This window comes from Calidifontibacter terrae, assembly GCF_054778835.1.
Window position 1 is genome coordinate 174,487 of the sequence record NZ_BAAGZF010000001.1, and the last position, 14,586, is coordinate 189,072.

The window sequence follows — 14,586 nt, forward strand, 5'->3', positions numbered from 1 at the left end:
TGTTCCGGAGGAATTCGCGTGGGTGAGGTGTTCGCCGGCCGCTACGAGCTGATCGACATGATCGGTGAGGGTGGCATGGGTGGCGTCTGGCGGGCGTACGACCTGCGCGACCGTTCGGTGATCGCGGCAAAGGTGTTGCGGCAGAGCGACGCTGGGGCATTGCTGCGTTTCATGCGCGAGCAGGGCATGCGCATTCACCACCCCAACGTGGTCACCCCGCTCGGGTGGGCCGGCACCGACGACCGGGTGCTGCTGACGATGCCGCTGGTCGATGGCGGGTCGGTCGCCGGGCTTGGCAAGAAGCACGGCGCGTTGCCACCGTTGTTCGCGACCGAATTGATGCGCCAACTGCTCGGGGCGCTCGCCGCGGTGCATGAGCAGCGGGTTGTTCACCGGGACGTCAAGCCGGCGAACCTGCTCCTGGCTGCCACCGGCACCGCTAAACCACATCTGCTGCTCACCGACTTCGGAATCGCGATCTCGATGGACGCGCCGCGACTGACGAGCCAGAACATCGTGATGGGAACGCCCGGGTATCTCGCACCGGAGCAGTTGCGCGGCTATGACCTCGATCCGCGATCGGATCTCTACGCCGCGGGCATGGTGGGCCTGCAGTTGTTGACCGGACACAAGCCGCGAGCGACGACCCGTACGGACCCCGGTGACCTGCCGCCCAGGCCGCAGGATGTGCCAGACACGTTGTGGCAGGCGCTTGCTCGCCTTGCCCACCCGGATATCGACCGGCGTACGGGGTCGGCGCTGGAAGCGCTCGACGCCCTCAACTCTCCCGAACTGCGCTGGCTCGATCAGCACACGATTGACATCCCGGCGGACCTGCCGCCAATGGGGGAGGCCCACGGGGAATTCGTCTCCGGCGGCCGTACGGTCGCGTTCGGCGGCGACACGACCGCGGGCCGATCGATGACCCGGGGCTTCGACCCCGCAGTGGACCGACTGGCGCAGCGCGCGGCGCGGGCCCGGCGATTGCGCCGTACGGCCGCTCTGGTCGGTGCGCCCCTGATTGCGGCGGCGGCGCTCACCGCGATCTGGTTGCCCAACGATGGGCCGAAGGGCACCCCCGGCCTCGCCCGGCTGGGCGCCGGCTGCTCGTGGGCCGATGTCGGAACCACCGAGGCGGACCAGAACGGCGTCGTGCGTGAGTGCGCGTCGGTGGACGGAACGACCCGGTGGCGGGCCGTGCCGAAGGCTGCCAACTGACTCGGCGCCCTACTCGCTGCGGCGCTGGCGCAGTGCCCAGAGCACGGCCACTGCGGCCAGCAGGATCGCAATCACGCTGAGCGAGAGTCGAACCCACGGGATGCTGCTCTGATCGACGCCGTTGCCCACGCTCATCTTGCCGATGAGGGGCTCGGTGCTGTTTTCGTAGGTCGGCCCCTGCTGCTCGGTTCCGCTGACGTGGATCGCCAGGTCCGCCGGGATCTTCGGGAGTGACTTGAGCGCAGTGCCGGGCGTGGTGTCGGACGGCTCGGTCTGGATGCCGAGGTAATACCAGCCGGCGGCGGTCGTGAACCTCAGCGCATCCCGGTCGATCGGGCCGCTGATGCTGGTGGCAGGGGCCCGGTTGGCGACGCGCACCGGAGCGGAGAACACATTGAGGGTGTCCTGGCTCGACTCGTTGCTGTACATCGTCGAGGTCGTGGTCGTGTCCGCACTGTAGCCGGGTGTGATGTCCACCCGTTGCGGGCTGAACAGTCCTATTTTGACCGATACACCAGCTGGTGGGGCGAAGTTGCTGCCGTCGGCCGGGACCCGCAGTTCCGCGGCCACCCGTTGCCCCCACCCGACGCGCACCCGGAAGTAGGTCCAACCGCCGGCGGTGAGCTCCGTCGGGTAGGTGCCGCCGGTCAACGTGGTTGCCTGGGTGAAGCCGCGGCCGCCGGTCACCGCGTCTTGAGTGGCGCCCTTCGCGGGTTTGAGCACCCCCAGTTCGGCAGTAGTGGCCGCGACACCGGCTCCGCTGGTCGCCTGGGGTTCGCTGCTGAGCAGCAGCTCGGCGGGGGTTGTTCCGGCGGCGCGGGTGGCAGTGTGGGTGATCTTGAGTGTCAATGAGCTCGCCTCTTGGCAGCCGCTCCACGAGTTGAACCGGCCGTCCTTGCCCGCGTCGTAGCCGACCTGCGTCGTCAGGTGGTCGATCGCGTCGTCTGCGGACAATGTGTCCGTGTCGGTGTCGCATTCGGTGTCGTCCGGACCGACCAGAGCGATCTCCAGCGAGTGGTCACCGGTCGCGGTGAGCGAGCTGCCCTCTGTCTCGGCCGACAACACGTCAGCGACCAGGTTGGGGAACGCGGAGCGCTCAACGGTGATGGTGCGGGGCGACCCGTCATTGGGCAGATCAAGTCGGTAGAGGCCCGGCCCGAGAATGGGCCCGGCGCCCGAGGTCGCCGCGGTGACAGGCGTTCCAGCGACCTCATATCCGTACGGCAAGACCGCCGCATCAGCGGGCGCCGAGGTTGCGGCAATCAAGGCCGACGTGGCAAGGAGGGTGCAGGATTTCCGGAACAACACGGGGCCAGTATTACCCGAGCTCTCGCTCAACGAACCGGCGCAACTGCACGACGTTGCGACATTCGTGCATATCGACAACGCGCGCGTAGTCGCCGGCAGCCGAGTCGCCGGCGCCCCACCGGGCAGCAGGTTCGGGGTTCAGCCAGACCGCTCGCCGCGCCGGCCGGGCGATCTCACGCAGCAGATCGAGCCCTGGATCGCCGTAGTTGGTGCGTCCGTCGCCGAGGACGAGCACCGTCGTACGAGGTCCGACCAGCGGGAGGAACTCATCGCGTACGTCGGCCAGCGAGTTGCCGTAACTGCTGCTGCGGCCGCGGGTGGTGAGCGCGGCCTGTTGCAGCGCCCAAGACGTCAACGCGGCTCCGGGTGGTGCGTCCTTGACGACCTGGGTGATATCGGCAGCCGAACTGACGAAACCAAGCATCCGCACCTGCCGGAACTGGTCGTGCAGCGCCTGCATGAGCAGCATCGTGAACGAGCTGAAACCACCGACGGAACCGGACATGTCGGCGATCATCAGCACGTCTGGCCGGTGCCGGTGGGGCCGCTTGTAGACCGGATCCAACGGCACTCCACCGGTAGCCGTCGCCGCGCGCAAGGTTCGGCGAACATCGATCCCGCCGCGCTGCGAGCGCCGACGGCGGGACAGTCGGGCGGCCAGCTTCTTGGCGAGGGGGTCTAGTTGGCGGCGCATCTCGTCGAGGTCACGCGTCGAGAGGGCGAGGAAGTCGCGCCGGTCGGTCGGCGACTCCACCCCATAGCGGGCGATCTGTTCCCGGGGGCGGACAGCGGTGTTGCGCCGTCGCGCCTCGGCTTCAACCCGGCGCCGGAACGCAGCAACTTCGGCGCGGAGCTCGTCGCGGGTGAATCGGTCGGGGAATCCGCCTGAGCCCGAACCCGATCCACCGCTTCCCTTGCCGTCACCGTCACCAACTCCACCCCCCTGTCCATCACGCTGGAGCGCGATCTCCTCGGCTGCCGAAATGAGTCGTTGAGCGGCCAACCGGTCCATGGTCTGGCCCGAGGACCATCCGCGCGCCTCGTCGTCGGGGGAGATGCGGCCAAGGAGCTCCAGAGCCGCGGCCGCCAGGTCGTCGAGACGCTGCTCGTCGTGATCGGCCAAAGCCTGGGTGAGTTGCGCGCGCAGTTCGTCGAGGTCGGCCGGTTCGCGATCCAGGGTGCGCGCGTGGGTCGCGGCCGGGAACCACAGGTCGAAGAGTTGGTCGAAGACCGGACGTCCGTCGGCATTGCGGACCAGCGTGGTGGCGAGCCCCTCGCGCAGAGTGTCGCGGCGGTCGAGACCGAGCACACCGATCGCCTCGGCGGCGGTGACCGTCTCGGCGGTTCCCACCTGCAGCCCGTGATCGCGCATCGCGGTCACCAAACCGACGAGGCGCTCGGTGGTCACAAGGCCAGTTTCGTTCGGGCCACGTCGATGTCGTCTTGGTGTTTCAGCAGGACTCCGAGGGTTGCCGCGACGAATGCCGAGTCGAGATCGTCACCACCGATCGCCAGGAGGGTGCGCGCCCAGTCGATGGTTTCGGACACCGACGGCGGCTTGCGCAGGTTTTGGGCGCGCAGCGCCCGCACGACGCGTACGAGGGCCTCCCGGGGTGCGCTCGGCAGTCCGGGCGCGTGGAGCTCGACGATCTGCTGCTCGAGCTCGGCGCTCGGATAATCGATGTGCAGGAAAAGGCAACGGCGGCGCAGCGCCTCCGACAACTCACGCGTGGCGTTCGAGGTGACCACGACGATCGGGGTGTGGCGGGCGACGATGGTTCCCAGCTCCGGGATGGTCACCTGGAACTCCGACAACAGCTCGAGCAGCAGGCCCTCCATCTCCTCGTCGGCTTTGTCGAGCTCGTCGATCAACAGCACCACCGGGCGCTCGCTGCGCACCGCGCGCAGAAGGGGTCGCTCCAGCAGGAATTCGTCGCTGAAGATGTCCGATCGCGCGTGTTCCCAGTCGGATTCACGCTCGGCGGTGATTCGCAGCAACTGCTTGGCGTGGTTCCATTCGTAGAGCGCGCGGGCCTCGTCGACGCCCTCATAACACTGCAGTCGTACGAGGTCGCGGTCCGTGGCTTGCGCGATCGCCTTCGCTAAAGCGGTCTTGCCGACGCCGGCGGGGCCTTCAACCAGAATCGGTCGGCCCAGTGCGGTCGCGAGGTGGCTGGTGGTGCAGATGGCGTCGGACGCGAGATAGCCGGTTGCGGCTAGTCGCTGGCGGGCATCGTCGACTCCGGTGAAGGAACTCGTCATGGCGCCATTGTGTCGGCAGCGGCAGACGCGCTCGACTGCAGGCCGCGGAGATCTTCTCGGCAACGACGCTCAAGGGTCTCCAGTTCGTGCAGCGAGTCCTCGATGTCGAGCCGACGTTGTTCCAAGTCGGCGCGACGGTCTGCCAACTGTCCGAGCAGATAGCGCAATTGGCCACTCTCGCCGGGCTGCTGGTCATACATCGTGACGATGGTGTGGATTTGGGGGAGGGAGAAACCGAGCCGTTTGCCGCGCATGATCAGGCCGAGCCGGATGTGATCGCCGCGGTCATAGACCCGCTTGTTGCCGTCGCGCTGGGGCGTCAGCATGCCGAGCTCTTCGTAATGGCGCAGCGAGCGGTGGGTCACGTCGAACTCGACGGCGAGTTCGGCGATCGTCCACGTGAGGTCCGGGGTTGTCATCCCCGTCATCGTGCTTTACGTTTACGTCAACGTCAAGGTGTGACGCTCGCCACTTCTGGAAGGTCGCTGCATGTTCGAGTTGAGCAAGGACCACGAGGATTTCCGCCGGTTGGTCCGTGATTTCGCCGAGGCGAAGATCGCCCCCGGTGTCGAACAGTGGGACAAAGACCACCACTTTCCCTCCGAGCTGGTCCCGCAGATGGGCGACCTCGGACTGTTTGGTTTGGTCGTGCCGGAGGAATACGGCGGCGCGGGACTCGACGAGGGCGGTTTCACCTACCTCTGCCTGGCGATCGAGGAGTTGGGCCGCGTCGACCAGTCGATGGGCATCACCCTGTCGGCCGGTGTCGGGCTAGGCATCAACCCGATCCTGACCTACGGCAGCGCAGCACAGAAGGAACAGTTCCTGCCCGACCTGGTGTCCGGCAAAGCGCTCGCCGGCTTCGGCCTCACAGAGCCGGAGGCTGGCTCTGATGCCGGCGGAACCCGAACCCGCGCCACGTTGGCCGACGGTCAGTGGACCGTTAACGGCGCGAAGTCCTTCATCACCAACTCCGGAACCGACCGCACCTCCGTGGTCACGGTGACCGCCCGAACCGGCGAGACCGCCGAGGGCAAGCCGGAGATCAGCGCGATCATGATCCCTTCCGGCACACCCGGATTCACCGTCGAGCCGGCTTACAACAAGCTCGGCTGGCACATCTCCGACACCCACGGTCTTGCCTTCGAGGACTGCCGCGTTCCGCAGGAGAATCTGCTCGGCGAGCGCGGCCAGGGCTTCCGTCAGTTCCTCAAGACGCTCGACGACGGTCGCATCGCGATCTCCGCTCTCGCGGTTGGACTGGCGCAGGCCTGCCTTGAGGCGGCCACCGAGTATTCCAAGACCCGCATCGCATTCGGGAAGCCCATCGGGGTCAACCAGGGCGTCTCGTTCCAGGTCGCCGATCTTGCGGTGATGGTCGAGGCGGGCCGGCTGCTCACGTACAAAGCAGCCTGGCTCAAGGACGAGTTGCAGGTCGGCCGCGGCAGCGTGGCTGAGGTTAAGCAGGCCGCCTCGATCGCCAAGCTCTACACCAGCGAGGCCGCGGTCACCGCGACCCGGGTAGCGACTCAGATCTTCGGTGGCAACGGCTTCATGGAGGAGTTCCCGGTGGCCCGTTTCTATCGCGACGCCAAGATCCTGGAGATTGGCGAAGGCACCTCCGAGGTGCAGCGAATGCTGATCGCTCGCGGTTTGGGACTGCCGTCGTGACGCATCCGAGCGATCCCCGCGTCACCGATGTCCGGGCCCGGTTGCAGGCTGCTCACGAGGCGTCGGCGCAGCCCACCGAGTCCGCGAAAGCGAAGCTCGACGCGCAGAACAAGCTCTACGTACGAGACCGCATCGCCCTGCTGTTCGACGCCGATTCGTTCGTGGAGGACGGCCGCTACGCGAACGCCACCGCGCCGGGTCTCCCGGCCGACGGCGTCGTCACTGGCCGCGGAACAGTCGATGGACGGCCGGCGATCGTGATCGCCAACGACCCGACCGTGAAGGCCGGCTCGTGGGGATCTCGCACCGTCGAGAAGATCGTGCGGGCCACCGAGATGGCGTTGCGCGAGGACCTGCCGGTGTTTTGGCTGGTCGACTCCGCAGGCGCCCGGATCACCGACCAGGTTGAGATGTTCCCGGGCCGACGCGGCGCCGGGCGGATCTTCCACAACCAGGTCGCGCTGTCGGGCAAGGTGCCGCAGATCTGCTGCTTGTTCGGTCCGTCGGCTGCGGGTGGCGCCTACATCCCCTCGTTCACCGACTTGATCATCATGGTCGAGGGCAACGCCTCGATGTATCTCGGTTCGCCGCGGATGGCCGAGATGGTCGTGGGGGAGAAGGTGTCCCTGGAAGACCTCGGTGGCGCGCGGATGCACTGCACCCAGTCGGGCGTCGGCGACCTGCTTGCTGCCGACGACACCGAAGCCATCGAACTGGCCAAGCTCTACTTCTCCTACCTGCCGCAGAACTGGCATTCCGACGGTCCGGTCTATGGCACCGAGGAACCGGCCGTCGCGCTCACCCGCGAGGTCGTTCCGGAGGTCGAAAGCCAGCCGTTCGACGTCCATGAGGTGATCGACGGCCTCGTCGACGACGACAGTTTCTTTGAGGTGAAGCCGTTGTTCGCGGCGGAACTCGTCATCGGCTTCGGGCGAATGGCCGGCCGAACGGTAGGCATCGTGGCCAACAACTCGGCGGTCAAAGGTGGGGTGCTGTTCACCGACTCTGCCGACAAGGCCGCGCGCTTCATCTGGACCTGCGACGCCTACAACATCCCGTTGCTCTATCTCGCCGACGTGCCGGGCTTCATGATCGGTTCGGAGGTCGAGCGCGGCGGGATCATCCGCCACGGAGCAAAGATGGTTCACGCAGTCTCCTCTGCCACCGTCCCGCAGTTCTGCGTGGTGCTGCGCAAGGCCTACGGCGCCGGGCTCTACGCGATGGGCGGCCCGGGATTCGGTCCCGACGCCACCCTCGCGCTGCCGACGGCGCGGATCGCGGTGATGGGCCCGGAGGCCGCCGTCAACGCGGTCTACGCGAACAAGATTGCGGCCATCGAAGACGCCACCGAGCGCGAGGCATTCGTTGTTGCCCGCCGCGAGGAATACCTCGAGGACGTTGACCTGGAGCGGCTGGCCGCCGACTTGGTCATCGACGGAGTGGTCGAGGCTGAGGAACTGCGCGACGAATTGGTGCACCGGTTGCGCTACGCCGCCGGCCGCGACCGCCACTTCTCGACCAGGCGGCGGTCCATCCCGCCGGTCTGATCGCCCGCCTCCGGTGGAGGTGGGTCAGTTACTTCGTCTGACCCGGCGGCTGAACGACCGTCTTGGTGGTGGTCACCGTGGTTGCTGGGCCCGGCTTGGTCACCGTCGAGGCCGGAGCCGTCACGGTGACCGTGCTGGTCGCACCCGCGGGAGCCGAGCCGCTGACAGTTGTGGTGACGGTCTTGACCGAGCCAGCAGCGACCCGGGTCACGGTGCGTGCCGGTGGCCGGATGATCACTGTCTGGGTAACGACCTGCGCTTGTCCTGCAGCCGCGGTGCTGGTGACCGTGTGGTCCTGGGTCACCGTCGCGACCTGAGTGATCGGCGCCACCGTCTGGGTCACCGTCTGGTCTGCTCCCGGCCCTGAGTGGGCGGTCACCCGGCCGCCCCACCAAGCGAATCCGAGAAGCAACACCCCGGCGCCGACCAGGGCCGCAATCAGGCCGCCACCGAAACCGCCACCGGCGCGATAGCGGCCGTCGTCATCGTTTCCGCCGTCGTCGTCGTCGCTGTAGTCGTCCGAGGAATTGTCGAGGTCCTCCTCGGACGAATCGTCGGAGTTGAACATGTCCATAATGCTGAACCTTGTCGGTTCATTTGGATCGGTCATTGTGGTCCCCGGGCAGCGGTGATACGGACGGGCTCACGGTACGCGTCGAACTGGGTTGCTGCCCAATTCTGCTCAGCGACACCGGGAGGGATAAATTTCGCACATGTCGATCAGTCACCGGTTGGACCGGCTGCAACGCCGTTTCCCGGTGCTGGGTTTCCCGCTCGGGGTGATCTACAAATTCTTCGACGACCTCGGCGGCTACCTCGCGGCATTGCTGACCTACTACAGCTTCATCTCGCTGTTTCCGGTGCTGTTGCTCGCCTCGACGATCCTGAGCTTGGTGCTGCGCGGCCATCCCGACTGGCAGCAGCAACTCTTGGACTCGGCCCTCGCCGACTTCCCGGTGGTCGGCGACCAGTTGAAGGCGCCGGGCGCCCTTAACGGCGGTCCGACCGCGCTCATCGTCGGTGTCCTCGGTGCGTTGTATGGCGCGCTCGGCGCTGCGCAGGCCCTCCAGTACGCCGCGAACACGATCTGGCAGGTCCCACGCAACAGCCGCCCGAACCCGTTCCGGTCGCGCGCTCGTTCGTTCGTCCTGATGATCTCCCTCGGATTCGGGCTGTTAGCGACCACGGCCTTGGGGATTTACCTCGAGCGGATCCTGCCAGGAGCGCTCGCCGGCTGGGTGCTGTTCGTCGTCAGCGTGTTGCTGTCGAGCGTGGTCTTCCTCGGCGCCTATCAAATGGCCTGCGCGGTCAACCATGGCCTGCGCGATATCTGGCTCGGATCGGTGCTGACCGCGGTCGGCTGGGAACTGCTCAAACGCTACGGCGCTGCCTACGTCGAATCGGTCGTACGGCATGCCTCGGCAGTGAACGGCGTCTTCGCCTTCGTGCTCGGCATGTTGGCCTTCATCTACGCCATCGCGTTGCTGATCGTCATCGCCTTGGAAGTCGACGTCGTACGCCGCCGTAAGCTGTATCCGCGCGCACTGCTGACCCCGTTCACCGACGACGTCGACCTCACCAAGGGTGACGAGGACACCTATGTCGGACAGGCAAAGTCCATGCGCGCCAAGGGATTCGAAGAGATTAACGTGCGGTTCGAGGACGAACGGTGAGGTTGCGCAATGCTGACCGAGGAACAGATCGGGGCGCTGTCGAAACAGGAACGACGTGACCTCATCCAGCGGCTGCAACGACCGTTGGACCCGCTGCCGAAAATCAACCGGGTTCGCCGGGTGCGGCTGTGGATGATGGTTCTCTGCACCGCGCTGCTCATCCCGTGGACGGCCTATCTCGCGTGGACCCTGCCCGAGGGTTACCGAGTGAACAACTGGAGCGGAACCTGGGTCGGGTTCGACTTGATCCTGCTGGTGTTGATGATCACCAATGTGGTGCTCGGTTTGATGCGGCGACTCCTGGTGGTGCTCAGCGCATTCTCGACGGGAGTCGTGTTGATCTGCGACGCCTGGTTCGACGTGATGACGGCCGGTGGCGACGACCGGATGCAAGCGATTCTCTCGGCGCTGCTGCTGGAGCTGCCGGTCGCCTACGTCTTGATGATCGGGGTGTTCCGGATCCTCAAACTGTCGGCCACGTCGCAGTGGCTGTTGGAGCCGGAGGATTCGGTCTGGAATCTCTGTCTGCCCAACCTCAGCCCGACGCAGGGGCCCAAAATCGCGCGGGATTCGTCCGGTTAGACCGGTCTCTCCACCCCACACTCGCTCCGACTCTGATCAGCCGCGCAGGTCGTGCCAAGCGAGGTCGAGCTCGGCCAGCATTTCGCGCAACACGGGCAGGCTGACCCCGACGACGTTGTGGTAGTCGCCGCGGATGCCGGTGACGTAGGGGCCACCGATCCCATCGACCGTGAACGCACCGGCGACCTGCAGCGGTTCGCCGGTGGCGACGTACGCCTCGATCTCTGCGTCACTGAGGTCGGCGAAGTCGACCTCAGTGGAGGCGACGACCCCGAAGGTTGCGCCGGTTCCGTCGTCACGATCATCGACCAGCCAATGGCCGGAGTGCAGGGTGCCGGACTTGCCGCGCATCCGCTGCCACCGGGCGATCGCATCGGGAGCATCGCTGGGTTTGCCGAGCGCCTCGCCCTCGAACTCCAACACCGAATCGCAGCCCAGAACCAACGCATCGAGTTCGTTGCCGGCGACGACGTCCTCACACTTGGCTTTGGCCAGCAGCAGGGCAACGTCGGCCGGCTCGAGGCTGCCGAACTGCTTCGCCGCCGCCGCGGTCACAGCCGGTTCATCGACCGAACTGACCTGCACCGTGGGTTCGACACCCGCGGCGCGCAAGGTCGACAGGCGGGCCGGGGAAGCGGAGGCAAGAACGAGATGCACTGTTGGCATGGCTGAGGTCACGGCGACGACCCTACCCAGCCTTGCGAGGTTGGGTGGTCAGCGGTAACCGGCTGCCTGGAGGGCGTAGAGCTGCGCGTAGGTTCCCTCGGCCGCCATCAGGTCGTCGTGGGTGCCGACCTCGGCCACCGCGCCGTCAGCCATCACCACGACCAGGTCGGCGGCGGCCACGGTCGAGAAGCGGTGGGTGACCAGGATCGTGATGCCGCCGTTGTCACGGGTGCGCCGTGCGGCATCGGCATAGCCGTCGAACAGCGCGTGTTCGGTGGCCGGGTCGAGTGCGGAGGTCGGTTCGTCCAGCACCTGCAGCAGCGGTCGCTGCCGCATCATGCCGCGCGCGATTGCCAGCCGCTGCCACTGCCCGCCGGACAGCCCGACGCCACCCCACTCCGGCCCCAGCTGGGTGTCGAGACCATCCGGAAGCGCCCGCAGGACGTCGGCGGCCGCCGCGCGCTCGAGCGCGCCGCCCACGACGTCGTCGGTCGGTTCGACCGTCAGGTCGCCGATGCCGATGGCGTCCCGGGCCGAGAACTCGAACCGGGCGTGGTCCTGGAACGCCCCCGAGCTTGCCGCGCGCCACTGCGCCAGATCGAGGTCCGCCAACGGTTGCCCGTCGACTTCGACCCGGCCGGCGTCGAGGTCGTACATCCCGGTGAGCACGTTGACCAATGTCGACTTGCCGGCGCCGTTCTCGCCCACCACTGCGATGGTCGCTCCGGCCGGCAGGTCGAGCGAAAGGTCCTGAAACGTAGGCTTCTTCGCGCCCGGGTAGGTGAAGGTGACGTCGCGCAGGCTGATTCCGCGCTCCAGCCGCGTGGGGGCGACCCCGCTTCCGGTGTGTTCGGCGATGACCTCATTGCTGTACTGCTCCAACCAGAGCACACGGCGGCCTGTGCGGGCCATCCGAGCGGCCAGGGTGGTCGTCCAGAGCATCGATTCGGAGGAGTCGCGCAACTCAGCGACCACGATCACGGCCGCGGCGATCGCCCCGACCGAGACGGTTCCGCGCTGTGCGTCCTCGACCATCCACCACAAGATCGCGCCGCCAGCGCCGAGGTAGAGGACACTGATCGCGCAGTTGAGCATCGCGCCGCGGAAAGCCGACCGGGTGAATGGCGCCCGCCAGCGTACGACCGCGGCATCGGACCGCTGCGCGATGCGGTCGCGCGCGCCCATCACCCGCAGTTCGGCCGCCGGGCCGGCGGAGGTCGCGACGTCGATCAGGTGAGCGGCCAGGCGGCCGTCGGTCGCAGACTCGTTCTCGGCTGCCTCCTCCCAAGCCGCCGTACGCCGGGCAGCCAAAGCCGCCGGAACGGCGATGAAGAGCAGGAGCAGCAGGCGCGGGTCGACGATGAAGGCGACGACAAACGCGACGATCGACGAGGCGAGGTTGTTGAGGGTGTTGACGAGGGCTTGGAAGGCCATGCCCATCGCGCCGCGTCGCTCGGTGAGGGTCTGCAGGCGATCGCGGTAAACCGGGTCGACCAGGTGGTCCATGGTCGGGGTGGTGCCGCTTTGGCGTCCGGTGCGCTGATCGAACTCGAACCCGACCCGGTCGTTGACATTGATGCGCTCGTGGACGCCAAGGAGCATCAATTGGTAGAGCGCGCCATGGGAAGCGACCAGCCCGGCAGCGCCACCGACGAGCATGTTCCAGTGGTGTTCGACCGCGCCGGTGACGACCAGGGCGACGAACAGCGGAGTCAGCGCTTGCACCGCCCGGCCCAATGTTTCGAGCAAGCTGATCACGAACGAGCGGCGGCCGTTGCGCCAGGTGGCGCCGATGACGAACCGGACCGCGGTCCAGGTGGGCGGCTCAGGCACGATTCGGGTCATGACGAGGCCACCTCCTCGTGGTTGAAGCGGGATGCCTGCAGCCGAAACATCCGGGCGTAATCCCCCTTGCGGGCGAGCAGTTCGTCATGACTTCCGTCCTCGACCACACCCTCAGGACCCAAGACCACGATCCGTTGCGCATGGCGCACGCTGGACAGGCGGTGGCTGACCAGGATCGTGGTGAGGCCTCGGGTGACCTCCAGGAAGCGGTCGAAGATCTCGGCCTCGACCCGCACATCGAGGGCCGCGGTGGGCTCATCGAGCACCAACACACCGGCGCCGGCAGCGACGGCGGCGAAGGCGCGGGCCAACGCCACCCGCTGCCACTGACCTCCGGACAAATCGGTGCCGCCCGCGTAGCCCGGATCGAGGATGGTGTCGAGCGAGCCAACTCGCTCGAGAACGTCCGTGGCGGCGGCATCGCGCAGGGCTTCGTACGCCGCGTCGTCGGCGCCGCCTGGAACTCCCAGGAGGACGTTCTCCCGCATCGTGAGCTGGTAGCGAACGAACTCCTGGAAGATCACCGCGACGCGGCGACGGGTCGCATCGTCCGCGGCCGGGTCGACCCCGTCAACCCGTACGCTGCCGTGGTTCGGGGCATACAGACCGGCGAGCAATTTGATCAAGGTTGACTTGCCGACGCCGTTCACACCGACGATCGCGACGGACTGGCCAGCCGGGATGTCAAGCGAAAGGTGTTGGAAGACAGGCAGGTTCCGACTGGGGTAGGTAAAGCTGACGTCGTCCAGGTGGACGGCCGCGCCGCCGGATCCGGTTCGATCGAACGAGCCAGCGGGGGAGTCGTCGGCCAGTTCGACTTCCAACGCCGCAACCTCACCGGCATAAACGCGCGCTCGCCCGGCCTGCGCTGAGGTGTCACCTAGCGGGCCGAACCCGCGCATGCCGGCCAGTGCCTGCAACGACGCCACCAGGACGGAGGTCGTGATCGTTGCGGTCCACGCATCGTGGGCGAGCCAACAGACGGCGGTGGTGGTGCCGACCAGCACAAACAGCCCGGCAATGAAGGCTGGTCGTAGCGCGCGGTTACGGCGGGCCTCCATCCCCACCTGTGCGGTGCGCCAGATGTCGGCATGCCAGCCAAGGAACTGGTCGGTGAGCGCGAACAGCCGAACCTCCTTGCCCGCATCACGCTCAACGAGCAGTTTGTGGAAGTACTGCGAGCGCCGTCCGTCGGTGGCTGCGTTGTCCATCAGATCGCGTTGCAACTGGTGCAGGTAGTTGGTGAACCCGCGTCCGGCGACGATGTGCATCGCCAGCAGCAACACAGCGGCGACGATCGACCAGCGGGTCAGAATCAGCAGAGCGGCGGCGGCGGAAGCTCGCACGTAGATCGATTGCCAGGCCTCGACCACACAGGTCAGCCCGAACTGGCCGCGCAGATTCTCCAGCGTTGCGGTGATCCGTCCGGAAGTCTCGGGGTCCTCGAGGTGGCCAATGCCGTGGGGTGCGTTGGCGACAGCGGCGATCCGGGCGTGTTGGTCGCGGGTGACGCGGCTCTGGTGGGCGGTGGACGCCCAGGTGAGCAGGTTGACCGCGACCGGCTGCACGATGAGCGCAGCAATGGTCAGCAGCAGCCAGCGGTGCACGTCGTGGTGGTCGCCGACAAGGGCGGCGACCAGCCGAGCGCTCGCCCACATGGTGATGTACGCCGAGACGCCGATCAGCAGGACCAGCACCCAGCAGACGACGGTGAGACTGCCCGACGCTCGCCACATCGAGGTCCAGAACAGGCGCTCTCGGCGCCACACAGTCAGCATGCGACGACCGTATGTCGGGTGCTACTTCGATTGGTA

Annotated in this window: 13 protein-coding genes; 5 read left to right on the forward strand and 8 right to left on the reverse strand. The window is 66.9% G+C overall.

The features are described from left to right. Positions 1-18: 18 nt before the first annotated feature. The gene (locus ACYU98_RS00860; protein ID WP_460466283.1) at positions 19-1,218 is read left to right on the forward strand and encodes a serine/threonine-protein kinase; all 1,200 of its coding nucleotides are present in this window, start codon (positions 19-21) and stop codon (positions 1,216-1,218) included. A gap of 9 nt (positions 1,219-1,227) precedes the next feature. On the opposite strand, the gene ACYU98_RS00865 is transcribed toward ACYU98_RS00860, so the two are convergent. The 4 genes from ACYU98_RS00865 to ACYU98_RS00880 are packed head-to-tail and all read right to left on the reverse strand — an operon-like array spanning position 1,228 to position 5,207. Continuing rightward, positions 1,228-2,526, reverse strand: coding sequence for a hypothetical protein (locus ACYU98_RS00865; protein WP_460466284.1), 1,299 nt, complete (start codon positions 2,524-2,526; stop codon positions 1,228-1,230). A gap of 10 nt (positions 2,527-2,536) precedes the next feature. Continuing rightward, positions 2,537-3,934, reverse strand: coding sequence for a VWA domain-containing protein (locus tag ACYU98_RS00870; protein ID WP_460466285.1), 1,398 nt, complete (start codon positions 3,932-3,934; stop codon positions 2,537-2,539). Further along, the gene (locus ACYU98_RS00875) at positions 3,931-4,788 is read right to left on the reverse strand and encodes an AAA family ATPase (protein WP_460466286.1); all 858 of its coding nucleotides are present in this window, start codon (positions 4,786-4,788) and stop codon (positions 3,931-3,933) included. Before ACYU98_RS00875 ends, ACYU98_RS00870 begins: the two co-directional genes overlap by 4 nt. Continuing rightward, positions 4,785-5,207 carry a MerR family transcriptional regulator gene (locus ACYU98_RS00880; RefSeq protein ID WP_460466287.1) on the reverse strand — a complete coding sequence of 141 codons (423 nt, stop codon included), beginning with the start codon at positions 5,205-5,207 and terminating at the stop codon, positions 4,785-4,787. The genes ACYU98_RS00875 and ACYU98_RS00880 overlap by 4 nt, the downstream gene beginning before the upstream one ends. A 70-nt stretch (positions 5,208-5,277) precedes the next feature. On the opposite strand from ACYU98_RS00880, the gene ACYU98_RS00885 reads away from it, so the two are divergent. After that, positions 5,278-6,459 (forward strand): acyl-CoA dehydrogenase family protein, encoded by a 1,182-nt coding sequence (locus ACYU98_RS00885; RefSeq protein WP_460466288.1) that lies wholly within the window; start codon positions 5,278-5,280, stop codon positions 6,457-6,459. After that, on the forward strand, positions 6,456-8,006 hold the full coding sequence (locus tag ACYU98_RS00890) for an acyl-CoA carboxylase subunit beta (RefSeq protein ID WP_460466289.1): 1,551 nt from the start codon (positions 6,456-6,458) through the stop codon (positions 8,004-8,006). The genes ACYU98_RS00885 and ACYU98_RS00890 overlap by 4 nt, the downstream gene beginning before the upstream one ends. Positions 8,007-8,034: 28 nt before the next feature. On the opposite strand, the gene ACYU98_RS00895 is transcribed toward ACYU98_RS00890, so the two are convergent. Further along, positions 8,035-8,574, reverse strand: a complete 540-nt coding sequence (locus tag ACYU98_RS00895) for a hypothetical protein (RefSeq protein WP_460466290.1) — start codon at positions 8,572-8,574, stop codon at positions 8,035-8,037. 145 nt (positions 8,575-8,719) lie between these two features. Here ACYU98_RS00895 and ACYU98_RS00900 point away from each other — a divergent pair, with 145 nt between their 5' ends. Together ACYU98_RS00900 and ACYU98_RS00905 are read left to right on the forward strand one after the other, a co-directional pair. Then, positions 8,720-9,679, forward strand: coding sequence for a YihY/virulence factor BrkB family protein (locus ACYU98_RS00900; protein WP_460466291.1), 960 nt, complete (start codon positions 8,720-8,722; stop codon positions 9,677-9,679). A gap of 9 nt (positions 9,680-9,688) precedes the next feature. Next, entirely contained in the window at positions 9,689-10,261 is a 573-nt protein-coding gene (locus ACYU98_RS00905) for a hypothetical protein (protein WP_460466292.1), read from the forward strand. 36 nt (positions 10,262-10,297) lie between these two features. On the opposite strand, the gene ACYU98_RS00910 is transcribed toward ACYU98_RS00905, so the two are convergent. Genes ACYU98_RS00910 through ACYU98_RS00920 form a run of 3 tightly spaced genes read right to left on the reverse strand, consistent with a single transcriptional unit; the run spans position 10,298 to position 14,550 of the window. Next, the gene (locus ACYU98_RS00910) at positions 10,298-10,927 is read right to left on the reverse strand and encodes a Maf family protein (protein WP_460466631.1); all 630 of its coding nucleotides are present in this window, start codon (positions 10,925-10,927) and stop codon (positions 10,298-10,300) included. A gap of 48 nt (positions 10,928-10,975) precedes the next feature. Then, on the reverse strand, positions 10,976-12,772 hold the full coding sequence (locus ACYU98_RS00915; RefSeq protein ID WP_460466293.1) for an ABC transporter ATP-binding protein: 1,797 nt from the start codon (positions 12,770-12,772) through the stop codon (positions 10,976-10,978). Further along, a complete protein-coding gene (locus ACYU98_RS00920; RefSeq protein ID WP_460466294.1) occupies positions 12,769-14,550 on the reverse strand; it encodes an ATP-binding cassette domain-containing protein in 1,782 nt (593 codons plus the stop codon). Before ACYU98_RS00920 ends, ACYU98_RS00915 begins: the two co-directional genes overlap by 4 nt. Between the last annotated feature and the right edge of the window lie 36 nt (positions 14,551-14,586).

Excerpts from the sequence above, each read along its gene's own strand:
- ACYU98_RS00875 (WP_460466286.1), bottom strand. The coding sequence starts at position 4,788 with ATGACGAGTTCCTTCACCGGAGTCGACGATGCCCGCCAGCGACTAGCC.
- ACYU98_RS00880 (WP_460466287.1), bottom strand. The coding sequence starts at position 5,207 with ATGACAACCCCGGACCTCACGTGGACGATCGCCGAACTCGCCGTCGAG.
- ACYU98_RS00885 (WP_460466288.1), top strand. The coding sequence starts at position 5,278 with ATGTTCGAGTTGAGCAAGGACCACGAGGATTTCCGCCGGTTGGTCCGT.
- ACYU98_RS00895 (WP_460466290.1), bottom strand. The coding sequence starts at position 8,574 with ATGTTCAACTCCGACGATTCGTCCGAGGAGGACCTCGACAATTCCTCG.
- ACYU98_RS00900 (WP_460466291.1), top strand. The coding sequence starts at position 8,720 with ATGTCGATCAGTCACCGGTTGGACCGGCTGCAACGCCGTTTCCCGGTG.
- ACYU98_RS00905 (WP_460466292.1), top strand. The coding sequence starts at position 9,689 with ATGCTGACCGAGGAACAGATCGGGGCGCTGTCGAAACAGGAACGACGT.
- ACYU98_RS00910 (WP_460466631.1), bottom strand. The coding sequence starts at position 10,927 with ATGCCAACAGTGCATCTCGTTCTTGCCTCCGCTTCCCCGGCCCGCCTG.
- ACYU98_RS00915 (WP_460466293.1), bottom strand. The coding sequence starts at position 12,772 with ATGACCCGAATCGTGCCTGAGCCGCCCACCTGGACCGCGGTCCGGTTC.
- ACYU98_RS00920 (WP_460466294.1), bottom strand. The coding sequence starts at position 14,550 with ATGCTGACTGTGTGGCGCCGAGAGCGCCTGTTCTGGACCTCGATGTGG.